The 17246-nt window shown below is 39.5% G+C and carries 13 protein-coding genes; 5 read left to right on the top strand and 8 right to left on the bottom strand.

Going from position 1 to position 17246, the window contains the following annotated elements; translation table 11 throughout:
• Positions 1–14 precede the first annotated feature (14 nt).
• Positions 15–2267: a TonB-dependent receptor gene (locus tag H5157_RS03100; protein WP_182724111.1), complete on the bottom strand. Its 2253-nt coding sequence runs from the start codon at positions 2265–2267 to the stop codon at positions 15–17.
• A gap of 285 nt (positions 2268–2552) precedes the next feature.
• Here H5157_RS03100 and H5157_RS03095 point away from each other — a divergent pair, with 285 nt between their 5' ends.
• From H5157_RS03095 to H5157_RS03080, 4 genes are all read left to right on the top strand, one after another.
• The gene (locus H5157_RS03095) at positions 2553–3560 is read left to right on the top strand and encodes a LacI family DNA-binding transcriptional regulator (protein WP_182693045.1); all 1008 of its coding nucleotides are present in this window, start codon (positions 2553–2555) and stop codon (positions 3558–3560) included.
• Positions 3561–3735: 175 nt separating this feature from the next.
• Positions 3736–4974 (top strand): sugar MFS transporter, encoded by a 1239-nt coding sequence (locus tag H5157_RS03090; protein WP_182693046.1) that lies wholly within the window; start codon positions 3736–3738, stop codon positions 4972–4974.
• Positions 4975–4988: 14 nt separating this feature from the next.
• Positions 4989–6491, top strand: a complete 1503-nt coding sequence (locus H5157_RS03085) for a trehalase family glycosidase (protein ID WP_182724110.1) — start codon at positions 4989–4991, stop codon at positions 6489–6491.
• 184 nt (positions 6492–6675) lie between these two features.
• Positions 6676–7365 carry a LuxR C-terminal-related transcriptional regulator gene (locus H5157_RS03080; protein WP_182724109.1) on the top strand — a complete coding sequence of 230 codons (690 nt, stop codon included), beginning with the start codon at positions 6676–6678 and terminating at the stop codon, positions 7363–7365.
• An 81-nt stretch (positions 7366–7446) separates the two neighbouring features.
• On the opposite strand, the gene H5157_RS03075 is transcribed toward H5157_RS03080, so the two are convergent.
• Genes H5157_RS03075 through H5157_RS03060 form a run of 4 tightly spaced genes read right to left on the bottom strand, consistent with a single transcriptional unit; the run spans position 7447 to position 10577 of the window.
• Complete coding sequence (locus H5157_RS03075; protein ID WP_182724108.1) at positions 7447–8220, bottom strand: CsgG/HfaB family protein; 774 nt, start codon at positions 8218–8220, stop codon at positions 7447–7449.
• Positions 8220–8645 (bottom strand): curli assembly protein CsgF, encoded by a 426-nt coding sequence (locus H5157_RS03070; protein ID WP_182693048.1) that lies wholly within the window; start codon positions 8643–8645, stop codon positions 8220–8222. The genes H5157_RS03075 and H5157_RS03070 overlap by 1 nt, the downstream gene beginning before the upstream one ends.
• Positions 8635–9033 (bottom strand): curli production assembly/transport protein CsgE, encoded by a 399-nt coding sequence (locus H5157_RS03065; protein WP_024595596.1) that lies wholly within the window; start codon positions 9031–9033, stop codon positions 8635–8637. The genes H5157_RS03070 and H5157_RS03065 overlap by 11 nt, the downstream gene beginning before the upstream one ends.
• 41 nt (positions 9034–9074) lie before the next feature.
• Entirely contained in the window at positions 9075–10577 is a 1503-nt protein-coding gene (locus H5157_RS03060; protein ID WP_024595595.1) for a curlin, read from the bottom strand.
• Between the two features lie 585 nt (positions 10578–11162).
• Between H5157_RS03060 and H5157_RS03055 the strand changes: the two genes are divergently transcribed.
• Positions 11163–13664, top strand: a complete 2502-nt coding sequence (locus H5157_RS03055; RefSeq protein WP_182724107.1) for a S8 family serine peptidase — start codon at positions 11163–11165, stop codon at positions 13662–13664.
• A 65-nt stretch (positions 13665–13729) separates the two neighbouring features.
• Here the strand turns inward: H5157_RS03055 and puuE are convergent, their stop codons facing one another.
• From puuE to guaD, 3 genes are read right to left on the bottom strand one after another with little or no spacing between them, the layout of a single operon-like run.
• Positions 13730–14662, bottom strand: coding sequence for an allantoinase PuuE (puuE, locus tag H5157_RS03050; RefSeq protein WP_182716246.1), 933 nt, complete (start codon positions 14660–14662; stop codon positions 13730–13732).
• A gap of 1 nt (position 14663) precedes the next feature.
• On the bottom strand, positions 14664–15875 hold the full coding sequence (locus H5157_RS03045; protein ID WP_182724106.1) for a urate hydroxylase PuuD: 1212 nt from the start codon (positions 15873–15875) through the stop codon (positions 14664–14666).
• Positions 15876–15880: 5 nt separating this feature from the next.
• A complete protein-coding gene (guaD, locus tag H5157_RS03040; RefSeq protein ID WP_024595279.1) occupies positions 15881–17245 on the bottom strand; it encodes a guanine deaminase in 1365 nt (454 codons plus the stop codon).
• Position 17246 lies beyond the last annotated feature (1 nt).

Raw genomic sequence — 17246 nt, 5'->3', positions numbered from 1 at the left:
ATATTGTATTTTATTTAAAACGCGTAACTTACACTAAAGCGCGTTGTACGAGGCATAATGTAACGACCATTTGGTGCATCAGCATTACGTGGATCGCCTTCTGTAATGCCTTGCTCATCCGTTAAGTTATCTATTGCTACTTGAAGCTTGATGCCTTCCATTGGTTCTAATATTAAACCTAAATCAACTTTTTCGTAGCCATCGAGTGTTACAGTGTTTTCGTTATTGCCAAAGCGATCATCAACCGCTGAAAGCGTACCGTATAAAGTTGCATACATACCTTGTAGCTCAAAATCGTAACTTGGCGTTATACGTACTTGCCATTTTGGTTGGCGCTGCGACTGGTTACCATCGTTTGTTGGGCTCTCTGTAATTTCAGCATTTTGTAATGTCGTATTTAAATTAACAGAAAAACCAGAATCATGATTAAAGTTGTAATCAAGCTCTATACCGTATGCTTCGTTTGTTAAAATTTCTGCTGGTACGCCAGGTCGTCTTACAAATGTGTCGCCTTTAACTTCATTTACAAATACGGTTGCATAAAAGTCGGTTGATTCAGTAATTAACTTATAGCCAAGCTCGCCTTGAGTTATTTCTTTAATAAGCTTTTCGCCGCCTTCGTAAGCATCAAAGTTATCTCTAAAGTCATCAAAGTAAGGCATTTTATAACCACGGTTAACACGGGCAAACACACCCATATCATCATTAATTGAATAGTTTAACCCTGTAGTCCACGATGTTTTACTTTCATCATAGCTAACGGTTTTAGTAATAATACCGTCAAGGCCCTCATCTACACTGTATTCTACTTCGTGGTTTTCTTGACGTACGCCAACATCAAGTGTAAACGCATCAGCAAATTTGTATTCACCGGTGACATAAAACGCGTTAGTGCGCGCATCACCTGTTGAGCTTATGTCGTAGTTAAAATCACAACCATCGGTGTTTTGATTACATTCAATCCCAGCCAATGCTTCGCCACCTGATTCAAGTACATGGTATGCAGTGTTACCTAAGCTCCACCAATCTTTTGCTGAAGTACTTGCAGTGTAATATCCAAAGGTTGTTGATAGGTCGCCAAATTTTTTCGAAAAAGCTAAATCATTAGTAAATGAGCTGATTTCTTTAAGTACTACCCATCGACCAAGTTGTTGGACTGGGGTATCGCTTGCGTATTCAGTGTTTGTAACTGCTCCAAATGCAGTTTGGCCGTTATCAGCAACTGCTCCAACCGTTGTTGCTGAGCCACTAGGTACTAAACCGTAGGTATTTGCATCGCCTTTGGTAATGTTAAAGCGATCTGAAAAATGCCAACCACCTTTTAGCTCTAGCTTAATACTACCGCCCGAAACATGGCCGTCCCATCCTCGGCCATCACCTAGGTCAATATCAAGTGCTTGTGCATCGGGGCCTGTAAATATTGTTGCTTGACGATTTAGCGTACCAAGTTGCGTATATTCTGCGTCAATACCATCAACATTAAGGGGGGTTGGTAAGTACCATGCACCGTGATCGTCTGTTTGGCGGGTATAAAAGTTAAGCTCACCGTTGTCTAAATCTTTAGTAATGTTGATTGTAAATTGGCTACCCTTTTCAGAAGTAAAGCCCGCATCACGAATACCCGGTGAGCTTTTTACGTAACCGCCAACCATAAAGTATAAATCGTCAGTAATTTCACCACTCATCACAGCATCAACTCGCTGTAAGTCGTAATCAGAAGTTGTGTATTTAAATAAGCCTTCTGTTTCTTCGCCACCACGTTTTAATCTAAAATTGGTTGTTAATCCTGGTTGTCCGTTAGATAAAACAGGATTAGGTCCACCACGCAGGGCTTCTACTGTCTCAATGGTTTCATCAATACGAAACATTGATGAGTTCTCTAAAAATGACAATGTTGAAGCAGGATAAATAGGTGAGCCTTCAATACTGAGTGTTAAAAATGGGGCATCACCACCACCAGGAAAACCACGAACAAATACATTAGCGCCCGATTCACCACCTGAGCTTTCTACCCAAACACCAGGTATTGCTTTAAACAAGTCAGCGGTGCTTTTTGGAGACAGTTTAATAATTTGTTCACTATCGATATTAGTTACCGCATAGCTGGCATCAATTTTTCTAACTCCAACACCCGTAGGTGTTCCCGATACCACAATGCGCTCAACTTTCTGTTTTTCTTGTGTTTGCTCTGCTGCAAATGCGCATTGAGTGCTAAGCGCTAAAGTAATTGCACACGCTAATGTACTTTTTGCTTTATTGATTTTCATGTGTGTGATCCCGTTTTTAGTGTATTAAACAGTGTATTTCAGCAGCCTTTTTACTAAAAATCATTGTAAATAGGCTGTGTATATTGAAACCTTAGAGATAAATGCAAACGTTTGCAATATTTATTTGTAAATTATTTATGAATTTATATAGTTTATTTATTGAGCTTATTTATATGTTAAACACTTTTTAGGTCGTTGTTCGCGCCAGCAAAAAATAATAATGCTATATTGTCAGCGAGTTAGATAATTGTATTGATCAGTGGTAAGCGACTATTTAGGAAGATCATGAATAACAAAAAAATTAAATTAACTGATTTAGCGAAACTAGCAGGCGTGTCTACCTCTACAGTTTCGCGTGCGCTTAATGATAACCCGCTAATTAAGCAAGAAACCCGCGATAAACTTCAGCGCTTAGCTAAAGAGCATAATTTTAGCCTTAATACGGCTGCAAGTCGGTTGCGGACACAAAAAACCAATGTAGTTGCGGTTATAATTAACCTTGACGAACAAACAGAGCAGTCGATTAGCGATCCGTTTTTACTTAAAGTAGTGAGCGAAATTAATCTTGCACTTAATCAGCAAGGGTTAGAGCTTTTACTATCTAATTCAATCATGGCGCAAGACGATTGGGCTAATTATTTTATTAATAGCCGCCGTGCAGACGGTATTATTGTTGTAGGTCAAGGTAAAAACCAAATCAATATAGAAAATGCAGCTAACGCAGGTATTCCGCTGGTGGTATGGGGAGACCCTAAAACACCTAGCAACTACCCCATTGTAGGAAGTGACAATTACTTGGGAGGCTTGCAAGCAACAACGCATTTAATAGAGCACGGAGCTAAAAACATTGTATTTTTAGGCGACCCAGAACATGGTGAAATTAGTGAGCGTCATAGAGGGTACTCTGCCGCATTAGCATCCCATAAATTAGAGCAACATGTTGTATCTATTGATATTACAAGTAGCTCAGCATATCAATCAATTAACCAATTACTGCGTGAAAAAGGCCTTTATTTTGATGCTATAGTTGCATGTAGTGATATGGTTGCCTTAGGTGCCATGAAAGCCTTAAAAGAGCGTTATGTAAGCATTCCTAATGATGTCGCTCTAGTAGGTTTTGATGATATTGCTATGGCCGACATTAGCCACCCTTCATTATCAACTATCCGACAAAACACACAGTACGCAGCCACGCTATTAGTTCAAAAATTGATGCAGCAACTAGCTGGTGAAAAAGTTGAATCACAAGTAATTGATATTGAACTGATTACCCGCCAATCAAGTAAAAGATAGTTTATAAATCATGTTGAGTTAATGTTAAATTTAAAATGCAAACGATTGCATTAGGGGCTATTCTAAACTAAACTCAAACCTCACTGATATAAACACACACTGTGTATGCACTCGTTATGTGCATACAATAAAGGTCGTTATAGCGTTTAAATAACGCTGTAAAGCGAGGACAATTATGAGTAAAACAAAAGTCACACTGGCAATTGCAGCAAGTTACTTTATTTTCGCTATTTTGTTAAATAGCGTGGGCACCGTTATTTTGCAGGCAATAAATACCCTTGGGGTAAGTAAAACAGAAGCTTCAGTGCTTGAGGGGTTTAAAGATTTATCCATTGCGATAATGTCATTTGTAGTGGCTTCGTTTATTCCTCGCCTAGGCTATAAACTGGCTATGCTTGGGGCACTTACTGTTGTTGCCCTTGCTTGTGTAAGTACGGCTTTAATTAGTGACTTTTATGCGTTTAAAATTTTATTTGCCGCCATTGGTTGTGGCTTTGCTGTGGTTAAAGTGTCGGTTTACTCTATTATCGGCCAAGTGACAGATGATGCAAATAGCCACTCTTCATTGTTAAACACCATTGAGGGCATTTTCATGGTTGGTGTGTTAAGTGGCTATTGGATTTTTACTGCTTTTATAGATCCAAACGATTCAACCGCGTGGCTCAACGTTTATTACTTACTAGCAGCTCTAGCCCTAATCGTTATAGCGAGCGTAATTGCTGCGCCTATAAAGCCCGCCATTATAAGTAAAACTAAACGCTCTGGTTGGTTCGATTTTATCGCCATGCTTAAGCTAACATATCAACCGTTGGTACTCATATTTATAATTAGTGCTTTTTTATACGTATTAATTGAGCAGGGCGTCGGTACTTGGCTACCCACATTCAATAATGAAGTTTTAAAACTTCCTATAGCTATTAGTATTCAGCTGGCCAGTATTTTTGCTGCGGCACTTGCATTTGGGCGCTTAGTAGCAGGGCAAGTACTTAAACACATTCACTGGTTTGTTGTATTGAGCAGTTGTTTAATTGCGATGGCCGGCCTCATACTTATTACCCTACCGCTTACTGAGAATGTTACTGAAAATACAGTAATTAGCTTATTTGATGCACCACTTGCTGCATTTATTTTACCGTTAATTGGCTTTTTCATGGCGCCTATTTATCCGGTACTTAACTCAGTTATTCTCAGCGCTCTTGAAAAACATCGTCATGCCGCTATGACTGGTTTAATTGTAGTTTTTTCAGCACTTGGTGGAACAACAGGCTCAATAATAACTGGTTATGTATTTGAGCACTTTAGTGGCCAGCATGCGTTTTACCTTTCTTTGGTTCCCATTAGTTTGATTTTTATTAGCGTGATTTTTTTCAAAAAACGAACCGACGCTATCTCACAACACGCAACAACAGCTTAACAGTAAGGAAAGTTATGAGTTTTTTTGACAGCCAATTATTTAAAGATGTTCAAATGCAGCATGTATTTAGCGACTGTAAAACATTCGCAGATGCAATTGCGCGTGTTAATTGGCAAAGTGCATGTAAAAGCTATGAACAATTAGCGCCTTTAACTAATACGCAGCTTAGTGAGTTTGTAAACGCACACTTTATTACTTCCCCAGTGCTAGCAATGGGCACTGAGGCTGATACGTCATCGGTTAAACATTATATAGACTCGTTATGGAGTGGCCTTAGAAGAGAGGCGGATACCCCGAAGCAAGATTCATTACTAGCACTAAAGCACAGCTATATTGTGCCTGGCGGGCGCTTTCAAGAGATTTACTATTGGGATAGTTATTTTACAGCATTGGGCTTAATCGATGCAGATAAAGGTGATGTAGTTGAAGATATGCTACTTAACTTTGTAGATTTAATTAACGATTATGGTTGTATTCCAAATGGTAACCGTCGCTATTATTTATCACGCTCGCAGCCACCGGTTTTAGCACTCATGGTCGAGTTATTATGGGAACATACGCATAGCAAATCACTCAATACGCAATGGCTTGCTATGTGTGTTGCAGCACTTGAAAAAGAATATATATTTTGGATGCAAGACGCGCAGTTGCTTTCGAGTGATTTATTGGGCTCAAAGCGGGTAGTAAGAATGCCTTGTGGTGGTGTTTTAAATCGTTATTGGGACGATGTAAGTGAGCCAAGAGCAGAGTCATTGCGTGAAGATTTAGCGCTAGCGGAAGGGTTGGCGAAGGAGAAAAAATCTGATTTTTATCGTAATATTCGCGCTGCATGTGAGTCGGGTTGGGACTTTAGTTCTCGTTGGCTTGGTGAGTCTAATTTACTAAGCTCTATTCAAACAACTGATATTGTTCCTATAGATTTAAACTGCCTTATGTATAACTTAGAGAATCAATTAAGCAAATTCTTTCAATTGCTCGGCAATAGTGAACAAGCAGAGCATTACCAATTACTTGCCAGCAATCGCAAGGCACTTATTAATGCTTACCTTTGGAATGAACCAACCGGTTTTTTTGTTGATTATAACTGCCGTATAACGACTCAATCTCCAATACTTAGTGCGGCGGCAACTACTGCTTTATTTGTTAATTTAGCCAGTAATGAGCAAGCAATCAAGGTAGCTACAATATTAGCCAATGAATTTTTAAAAGAGGGTGGCATTGTTACAACTATTACTCAAACGCCTCAGCAGTGGGATAGTCCAAATGGTTGGGCTCCACTCCAATGGCTTGCGGTAAAAGGGCTTAATAACTACGGTATTACTCAATTGAGTATACATATAATGCAAAATTGGGTAAATATGGTTGAGCAAAATTTTGCAGTAAATAAGTGCTTACTCGAAAAATACAATGTGTGCACACCAGCGGTTTTAGCCGGTGGTGGTGAATATCAAGTACAGCAGGGTTTTGGTTGGACTAATGGCGTAACGACTCGATTTTATAAATTACTAAACTACTAATCCGATCTGTTATTTATCTTACAAAATCAATTGTAAAATAAAAGTAATGCAGGTTATGTATTGATTTAATAGGTTTTTATCTGTTTTAGGATGAGAAACGATAACTTTATTTTAATACCAAAATCTCATTGTAAGTTGTATTTGATTTAGGTAATGTAGTGTAAATGTTTCAAGGACGAAATTTATGCCCCATAAAAACTCAGTATTCGTAAAAACTACATTTCAATCATCTTTTCATTCACACAACTACACAGCTATTTTAAGAACACTACAGGCCTTGTTTGGTGATATTAAAATGGACGATGTTATTCCTAAAGCTGAGCAGCGTGCAAATTATGATTTGTTTTTAATAGATGGTGCTAAAAGCAAATGGCAAGATCTCATTCCCGCAGACCTTATTTGTTTAGCTAAACACCATAGTGTTGTTATCTTTAATGTTGATAAAGAAGATGTGTGCGAGCAAAACTTATTGCTTAACCATTTTAATGGCGTTTTTTATAAATCTGATGCGCCAGAAGATATTTTTAAAGGGTTAGTTCGTGTTGATACTGGCGAGCTTTGGTTTACGCGTAAAGTAATTTCAAAAGCTTTTAACGATATTTTAGCCGTGGCATCATCATTTAATAACCTACATGACGACATTGAATTAAAGCAGGACGATTACGAGCATTTAACAAAGCGAGAAAAGTCCGTTATTCATTTAATTGCACAAGGTGCGAGTAACAATACAATTGCTGATAAGCTCAATATTAGCGACCACACTGTAAAAACACATTTGTACAGTGCGTTTAAAAAAACTAACTCACGTAACAGGGTGGAGCTTGCGAATTGGGCTCAGCGCTACGTTTCTGTTTTATTACCAATGGCTAAATAAATAGCATATATAATCTCAATTTCTCCCATAAAAAAGGCTACTGTTAGTAGCCTTTTTTATTTGTTATGACGGCCTGTGTAATTAGCTCACTTTTTTAGCCCATAAGCCTTTATCAATGCCTTTTGTTATAAGGTCTGTCAGTGCTTTTTCTATTGCCTGAGTTACACAAATACTCATAGGTTCGTTGTCACTAAAGCCGGCTTCAGCTTCAGCTAGACGTTTGTAGCTTACGTATCTAAAAAAGCCTGCACGCATCTCTTGGCTTAATACTTTTTTGCTGGTGGCCACACTAAGCAACACTTGACCTGTACGAACATCCACAGCGCGTAGATAAATTGAAATAGCATCTTCACGGTAAAGCTCAGATGCGCCTATACCAAAGTATTCCATACCTAACCCACCCGTTTTCACATTGGTGTCATAGCTTATAATACCGCCCTCTAAAATGATTTTAGCTGTGGTAAGTGGAGGTAACTCAGCCTGGTTAGGGTTATCAGTTTGGCCTGCACGAATGATTTTTCGCTCAGTTAAAATGTTTTGTAAACCTTCACGCTCAACAGGTGTAAACCAATCAGATTCATGCAGTGCTTGTACGAGTATTGAATTAGCACCTTGAGTAACGGCAGTCGAAAACGAACTAACGTTAGTTTGTGGTTTATATTGACCTGTTTGGTCTCTAAATGAGTAGACCGATACCGGAATGCTGCCAACAGGTTTTGGTAAGTTTTTTAAGTCTGCAAATAATTCAGTTGGCTCTAGGCTAATTGCTTTTTGCTGTGATGGTGGAATAAGCTTACCTAAACTTGTACAGCCGCTCAAACTCAGTAATGTTATTGTTATTAGTAGTTTATACATTATCCAAACCTCGGTACTTCAATGATCACAACAGAGTCATCTAATATGTTTGTTATTTTTACTGTAATAGAATCGGTTGTGCTGGTTATAACTTCAATTTGATAATCGCCACTCATAAAAATTGAGTCTTGGTCAAAAAGACTGTCTTCAATGTCTTCACCAAACGCCATATCTGTAATTTCTCTTACCATGCGGTTTAAGTAAGTGCGCTCTAAAGAGTCTTGAAATTGTTCAGCATAACCTTTTTCGATTACCGGAGCCTTGTGCTTATTTTGAGCCTGTGCTTTGCTCAGCAGCATATTAGCATTGAGTGGATTACCACCAAAGCTTGGATTTATTGGGGTGTAAATTATTTCAGTCGCGGAAGCTGAAAAGCTTAATATTGTTATTATTATAAGGGCTATTTTTTTCATTTTACCATCCATCTTTAGCCATATCTGGTGTTGATGCAGCCATGTTTGAGCGAGCCATTGCATCTATTACTGTATAAACAGCTTGCTCAACACGTTCATCGAGGGGTTCTAATCTGCGACCTAAATAAGTCGCGTAAACGAGTTGATTATTCATTATTAAAGAAAGTTGTGTACCCGCTTTTGGTATTACGGTTTCTTTTATTTCAATATTAAAACCAGCTGTTGAAGGGAGATCTCGCCAGTAGTTTGAAAATTCATAATAAAATTGATGACCAAAGCGGCTAATACTTCTATCAAGTAATAAGCCATCTATTTCTAGTTCATCCGCAGCATGAGTTGCCCCAGAAAAACATAGGAAAAGTGTGAGTAGGTAACGATTAAAGTTAATATTTTTTTTCATAATTTAAAAAGGGGAGAGGATCGCTCTCCCCACCTCAACAATTACATTTGAGTAATTGTTGCTGCGTTTCCATCACCAATTTGGGTAACAGATACAGTGCTGTCAAAGCCAATTACTGAGCCTTCAACAATATTGTCGTTACCAATTTGAGTAACACTAAACGATACGTTTTCACCACCAACTAAAAATGCTGATTGTTCAACGCCAGTAACCCAGTTACCTTCACCTGTTTGTGAAATATCAATGCTGTGGTTATTGCCTTCAACCATCATATCAATAAGGTTTAACGTGCCACTTTGTGCAATATCAATTTGGTTATTATTACTATCTAAAATGCCAGCAAGGGTAACAATTGCTTCATTTTGAGAGCCGTCTTGAGCAATATCGATGTCATTATCGTTAGATGTAAGCGTTACATCTGGGTATGAAGATTGAACAAGTACGGCATTTTCATCGCCAGCTTGTACTAAATCAACATCATTGCCAGAGCCGTTAAAGTTAGCTAAGTGAATCGAGTTTAAATCACCTATTTGGGCTGATGTAAATTCATTGTCTGAACCAATTACACCCATGTAGGCTTCGTTTAAATCACCGTTTTGCATTGAAGTTAGTTCGTTGTTGTCACCAATTAAATCGGCTGTCATTAAGTTTTCAGCGCCAACTTGTGTTGCTGAAACCTCATTATTAGAACCTTCAAATAAGTTTGATTCAATTGTGTTAAGTGAACCTTCTTGATCTAAATCTATTTGGTTGTCGTCCCCAATTACAGTTGCAAACGTTACCGCATTAGTTAAGCCATCTTGCTCAATTTCAATTTCATTTGCATCACCAGAAATTGCACTAAATGCTACAGCATTACGATCACCTACTTGTTCAACTTCAAGCTCGTTGTCATTGCCTTGTAAACTACTTACTTTAAAGGTACTCCAATAACCGTCTTGAACTAAATCAAGAGTATTTTCGTCGCCTGTAAGCATCGTAATTTCTGCTTCATGCCATTCACCGGTTTGCAGTGAGGTAATTTCATTTGCGTTACCTTGCATATCCATGTTGTAGAACCAGTGACCACCAGTGCCTTGTTCAACATCAATGATATTATCATCACCAGTTACAATATTAATCGCTTCATTATTTACAAAAAAGCCTTGGCCAAATTGTGAAACAAATAACATATTATTATTACCAGTCACTTCAGAGATAAAACCATTAGCAACGCCATCTTGGCTGTATACTTGTAAGTTGTTGTCACCTGTGGTGATTACTTCAGCATAATTACCAAATTGGCTCTGCACAACTTCAGTTTCGTTATTATTACCGGTTGTTGTTACAAGCATGGTGTTGCTATCACCATCTTGTGTAAGTAGTGCAGTATTTTCATTAAAAGTTTGGATAAGAGTCATTGAGTTTTCAACACTTGCTACAGAAACGTTGGTAGCAAGTTCTGAGCTTGATGCTGATTTGTTGTTAGTATCTGCATAAGAAGCAAAGCTAGTACCCATTGCAATTGCAACTGCGCAGCTTAAAAGTGATTTGTTCAACTTCATTATTTTCTCCTTGAAATATTAAAACCAAACACCTTAAATTTTATAGGTTTTATAAGGTATTTGCTGTGTCAGCATGCCGTGCCGATATAATGTTTTGTGATCCGCTTGAAAAGCTCTTAAAGTAAAATTTTTCGATGTAGTTAATAATTATCACTAAACGCTTTGTCATTATTTTTAACTTACGTTTAATAACTGTTAATTATTAAGTACCCAATTACTGTATTCCTCAAATGTATTTTCTGAAATCATCATTTTTTACCAATTTTTTAATTTTTATTTTTCAGTGGGTTATGGTGCGGTTGTTGAGGTTTTTTATTAATTCAATCTAAAAGCAGTAAAAATCTCCGACCCTTTATTAGGTAAATGGCTTTGCGTGAATTTCATTAAAAGGTCTGTCTTTAGTGTTTTTTTTATACTTTAACTGGTCAAAATTGTTGGTTTTAACAACGTTTTTATTTTTTAACTTGTTAAATGATTAGTTTGGTTGTTTCCTTAGGGTATGCCATGTGATCCCTTGTACTCGAAATAGTGAAAGAACGTGCTTAGAGCATCTAAGCTAACCCAAAAAAAACTATGGATAGAACAATGAAAACAAAATTATCTATTATTACTCTTGCCTTACTTCCGTGCTTAGCAGCTGCAAAAGTTCCTGATGTGGGTGTAAAGCAATCTGTAACTGCTAGCAGTGATTCTATAATTGTTAAATATAAAAGTAATGCAACGAAAGAAATGCGTAAGCAGGCTCGTTCATTAGTTAAAGCTAAAATTACTGATCTAAATAAAGATGAACTTGATGACAGCTATACGTCTTTACTTTCAGGTCGCTTAGCTAAGTTTAAAGTGTCGGGAATGAGCACTAAAGACGCAATTGCGCTTTTAAAGTCTCATCAAGCTATTGAATATGTAGAGCCTGATTACCAAGTAAGCATTGCACGTACGCCAGATGATCCTCGTTTTGATGAGCTTTGGGGTTTGAACAACGAGGGTCAAACGGGTGGTACAGCAGACGCTGATATTGATGCAGTAGAAGCATGGGATATTTCGACAGGTAGCCGCGATGTAGTGGTAGGTGTAATCGATACGGGTATTGATTACAGCCACAGTGATTTAGCTAGCAATATGTGGGTAAATAGCAGCGAAATACCAGGAGATGGTATTGATAATGATGGTAACGGTTTTATAGATGACGTGCATGGTATAAATGCCATTACTGACAGTGGCGACCCTATGGATGACGAAGGCCATGGTACACACGTTTCAGGTACTATTGGCGCAAGTGGTGGCAATGGTATTGGTGTTGTAGGTGTTAACCATGAAGTATCACTTGTTGGTTGTAAGTTTTTAGATGCTGCGGGTAATGGCTCAACATCAGACGCTATTAAGTGTATTGATTACATGGTTAGCCTTAAAAACTCAGGCGTTAACTTACGCGTATTAAATAATAGCTGGGGTGGTGGCGGTTACAGCCAAGCACTAGCAGATGCAATTGCATCAAGCGAAGCGGCGGATTTACTCTTTGTAGCCGCAGCTGGTAACGATACTATTGATAACGATGTTAACCCGCATTACCCATCTAACTACGAAAACGCAAGTGTATTATCGGTTGCAAGTACGGATCAAACCGATGGTATTTCATGGTTTTCACATTATGGTTTAACAAGCGTTGATATGGGCGCGCCGGGTAGTGCTATTTTATCAACTACACCAGGTGAGAGCTATGCATCTTACTCAGGCACATCTATGGCAACGCCACATGTAGCAGGTGCTGCAGCGTTAGTATTGTCAATTAATCCTGAGCTTAGCACTCAAGAGCTGAAAGATTTACTAATGAACTCTGGCGATGCAAATGCTGCGCTACAAGGTGTAACGGTTGCAGGTACTCGTCTTAATGTTAACCAAGCGCTTATTGATGCAGACCCTACACCTGGCTTTAAAATATCAGCCGATCCACTTACGCAACAAATTGAAGCAGGCCAAGCTACTAACTACACATTTACAATTGGTTCAATTGCCGAATGGGATGAAGAAGTAACGCTTGAGTTATCAACAACATTAGGCGGCGCTTATTTATCATCGCTTACAGCGCGCCCAGGCGATGAAGTAATGCTAAATGTTGAAACCGATACTAACACTCAGTGGGGCGAATACGAGCTTACTGTAACAGCTACAGCTGGTGATATTGTTAAAGAGCAGTCAGTTAAATTAATGGTTCAACCTGTTGGCTTAAACGACTTTACTTACAGCAGTAACACAAGTGTTGATATTCCTGATAACTCGCCAGTAGGTGCAGTGTCAGTAATTAATGTTCCTGATGACTTAACAGTATTTGGTACTACTGCTGATGTAGATATTTCGCATACTTACTCAGGCGACTTAGTGGTTAAGTTAGTATCTGCTCAAGGCACACAAGTAACGCTACAAAGCAATGTGGGTGGTTCAAACGACGACATAGTTAGAAGCTTTACTTCTGAATCATTTAACGGCGAAGTTGCTACAGGCGATTGGACACTACAAGTAGAAGATACTGCTGCAGCCGATACCGGCACAATTAATGGCTGGTCATTAACGCTAAGCGCTATTGGCGAAGTTAGCCCACAACCACCACGTGCTAGTTTTGACGTTGAGACACAAGGCTTAACAGTTAACTTTATTGATTCAAGCACTGATTCAAATAACGATATTACACAGTGGAGCTGGAGCTTTGGCGATGGTGCAACATCATCTGATCAAAACCCTATGCATGTGTATGCAGCATCAGGTAATTACGATGTAGAACTAACGGTAACAGACAGTGAAGGCAATACAAGTACATCAACTCAAACGGTTGTTGTAAGTGATGTAGAGCTAGAAATCACCTTAAAACGTGCTAATAAGTCTCGCCTCGATACTATGCGTGTAGAGCTTAGTTGGGAAAGTGTTGGCGCTGAATCACTAAGTGTTTACCGTAATGGTGAGCTTGTAGATACTACTGCTGACCGAGGTCGTTACCGCGACTACGTACGTGGTGCTACATTACCATCGTACGATTACCAATTATGTGTAACTGAAAATGTATGTTCTAACATCATTACGGTTTCATTTAACTAACTACTCCTAAAGTGACTTTAAGCCCAGCATTGCTGGGCTTTTTTTATGTTTTAAAAAAATATAAACTATGCTTTTTTATACGGATGGGTTTTAAGCCAGTGCTCGGCTATTTGCTCACGTGTGGCAAACCAAACCTGATCATGCGAGCGAGCATATTCTAAAAACCGTGCTAATGCTTTTATTCTTCCTGGTCTGCCAATTAGGCGGCAATGCAAACCTATCGACATCATCTTTGGGGCGTTTTCACCTTGTGGGTCGCCTTCCTCGTATAGTGTATCGAATGCATCTTTTAAGTAATTATAAAACTGATCCCCCGCATTAAAACCCTGCACGGCAGCAAAGCGCATGTCGTTTACATCAAGCGTGTAGGGCACTATTAACTGTGGTTTACCTTCTTTAATACTGTAAAAAGGTAGGTCGTCGCTGTAATCGTCGGCATCATATAAAAACGAGCCATTTTCTACCACAAGGGCTGCTGTGTTAGGGCTTGTGCGCCCTGTGTACCAGCCTTTGGGCTTTTTACCGGTAAGCGTTTGAATGATCTCAATGGCTTGTTGCATATGCTCGCGTTCGGTTTGCTTATCTATATTTTGATAATTAATCCAGCGCAGGCCATGGCTTGCAATCTCGTGGCCCGCTTTAACAAAGGCTTTAGCTACATCGGGGTGGCGCTCAAGGGCCATCGCCACTGCAAAAATGGTGACCGGTATATCGTATTTTTTAAATAAACGCAGTAGCCTCCACACGCCAGCGCGTGAGCCATATTCGTAAATAGACTCCATGCTTATATGGCGGTCTTCAACATGCGGGGCACTGACTATTTCTGATAAAAAAGTTTCGGCCGCTGCATCACCATGTAATACACAATTTTCGCCGCCTTCTTCGTAATTTAATACCACTTGCACGGCAATACGTGCTTTATTGGGCCAATTTGCATGGGGTACATCTGGACCATAACCAATTAAATTGCGCGGGTAGTTTTTAAATTGCTCGCTCATTTTATTGCTCCTTTTTAAGTGCTGAGAGCCAAGCGCCTAGCGTTTCGCGCTCTGTGTCTGTCATTTTGGTCATATTGGCCAGTGGCATATCTTTGGTTATAACCGCGCGGGTATGAATAAGCGTGCTGGATTTTTTTACATCACTAATAGAGTCGAGTTTAAAGCCTAGCGGCGCGGTTTGAAAAAGCTCAGAGGTGGGTGTTTCGCTGTGACACTGTGTACAGTGCTTGCTAATTATATCCCACGTTTGTGCGTCGGTAATACTTGTTTGTAAAGGCGCGCTTTCGCCTGCATTTGTTGGTGTACTGGGCCAAGGGGCTATGGCGAGCATAAGAGCAAAAAAAGCTGCAATACCGCTTACAAGTACTGAGGGTTTATTAATACCTTGATGTTTTAAGTTAAAATAATGGCGTATCCACATACCAATACCAAACAGCGCAATTAAAATAAGCCAGCCAAAGTTGTGGCTGTAGGTATAAGGAAAGTGGTTGCTCAGCATTATAAATACCACAGGTAACGTGGCGTAGTTATTATGAATAGAACACAGCTTTGCCTTTAAACCTGGCGCTGAATCAGGGATTCTACCAGCTTCTACTTCACTTACCATATAGCGTTGGCCTGGCATAATAATGTGATACACATTGCCAACCATACAAGTACCAATAAGTGCACCTACATGAATATACACAGCGCGGTCGCTAAATAATTGATCAACCCCAAAAGTCCACAGAGCTAATAAACCAATAACTACAGCAATAAACACTTTGCCGTTTTCGACCAGTGAGGTTTTACACAATAAACGATAAACACCATAACCTAAGCCAATAAAACCAAGGGATGCGCCAATAGCTGCAAATTTACTTAGCTCACTTTTACTGTTATCAATTAAATACACATCGGCGCCAACATAATAAAGTAAGCTAAATAGTAATATACCGGTGATCCACGTTGTGTAGGCTTCCCACTTAAACCAGTGCAAAGTATGCGGCATTTGTTCAGGGCCATTTTGATACTTAGCCACTTCGTAAAAGCCACCACCATGCACGGCCCATAAATCGCCTTTTATGCCTTTATCTATTTTCCACTGCGGTGGTGCTTGTAGGTTGTTATCAAGCCATGCAAAATAAAATGAAGCGCCAATCCATGCTATACCAGCAATAACATGAAAATAACGCAGTACTAAATGAGCAAGCTCAAATAAATAGTTTTCCATAACGGTTAAGCCTCTTCTAATACCGGTGAGCGGGTGTCTGAAAATTGATTGTTATCATCGCGCTTATACACACTTTTACCCATAATGTAGGTCTGCTCAACGCAGCGGTCGTCGCCTAACATCATCATTGCAAATAATTTTTCATGCAGGGTTTTGGCATGCTGTATTCTAAATTTTAAAAATGGGGTTGCTGAACAATCCATTACAATAAAATCGGCTTCACAACCGGCTTCAAAATTACCAATTGTCCCTTCTAAATCGAGCGTTCTAGCACCGCCGAGTGTTGCTAAATACAACCCTTTAAATGCTGAAAACTTTTGACCTTGTAATTGCTGAATTTTGTACGCTTCGTTACCTGTTTGTAGCATAGAAAAGCTTGTTCCCGCGCCTACATCGGTACCCATGCCTACGTTTATGCCGTGCTCTTCACAGGCTTTTAAATTTAAAAGTCCTGATCCTAAAAATAGGTTTGAGGTAGGGCAGTGCGATATTGCCGCATTGTTATCTGCAAGGCAGCATAGCTCGCGCTCAGATAAATGAATACTATGGGCAAATACTGAGCGTTTACGTACCATTTTTGCTTGCTCGTACACGCCTAAGTAATCTTCGGCTTCTGGAAATAGTCCTTTTACCCATTCGCACTCGTCTTTGTTTTCAGATAAGTGTGTATGCAGGTAGGTGTCTGGGTATTCTTCAAGCAACTGAGTACATTTTTGAAGTTGCTCAGGGGTTGATGTGGGGGCAAAACGCGGTGTAACTGCGTAGCTTAACCTATCAATATTGTGCCATTTTTCGATGAGGGCTTTAGATTCGTCATAACTTGTTTGCGCGCAATCAGATAAGTCGTCAGGGCAGTTACGGTCCATCATTACTTTACCGGCAATCATGCGTAAATTGCGTTTTTGTGATTCTTTAAAAAACGCATCAACCGATTGCGGATGCACAGTGCCAAATACAAGGGCAGTGGTTGTGCCATTGCGCAGCAGCTCGTCTAAAAAGCGGTTAGATATCTCTTTTGAATAATGCTCACAGGTAAACTTTTTTTCGGTTGGGAAGGCGTATTCGGTGAGCCAACTTAAAAGCTGCTCGCCATACGCGCCTACCATTTCGGTTTGCGGCAAATGTATGTGTGTGTCAATCATACCAGGCATAACGAGCTTACCATCGTGGCGGATAACACGCGCTGATTTATCAATTGTAGGCAGTATGTCTTGCTCATAGCCAAGCTTAACTACTTTGCCGTGCTTGATAACTAATGCGCCTTTTTCAAAAAAACGATGGGCGTTTTCGCCAGCAATGGCAGGGTCGTCAACAAAGTCGAGTATATCGGCACAAACTACTGTTAAGTTATTATTGTTTTGCGTGCTCATT

This window comes from Pseudoalteromonas sp. SG43-3, assembly GCF_014164385.1.
GTDB classification, from domain to species: domain Bacteria; phylum Pseudomonadota; class Gammaproteobacteria; order Enterobacterales; family Alteromonadaceae; genus Pseudoalteromonas; species Pseudoalteromonas distincta.
Note: the sequence above shows the minus strand (reverse complement) of the source record. Positions and strands in the feature narration are given on the sequence as shown.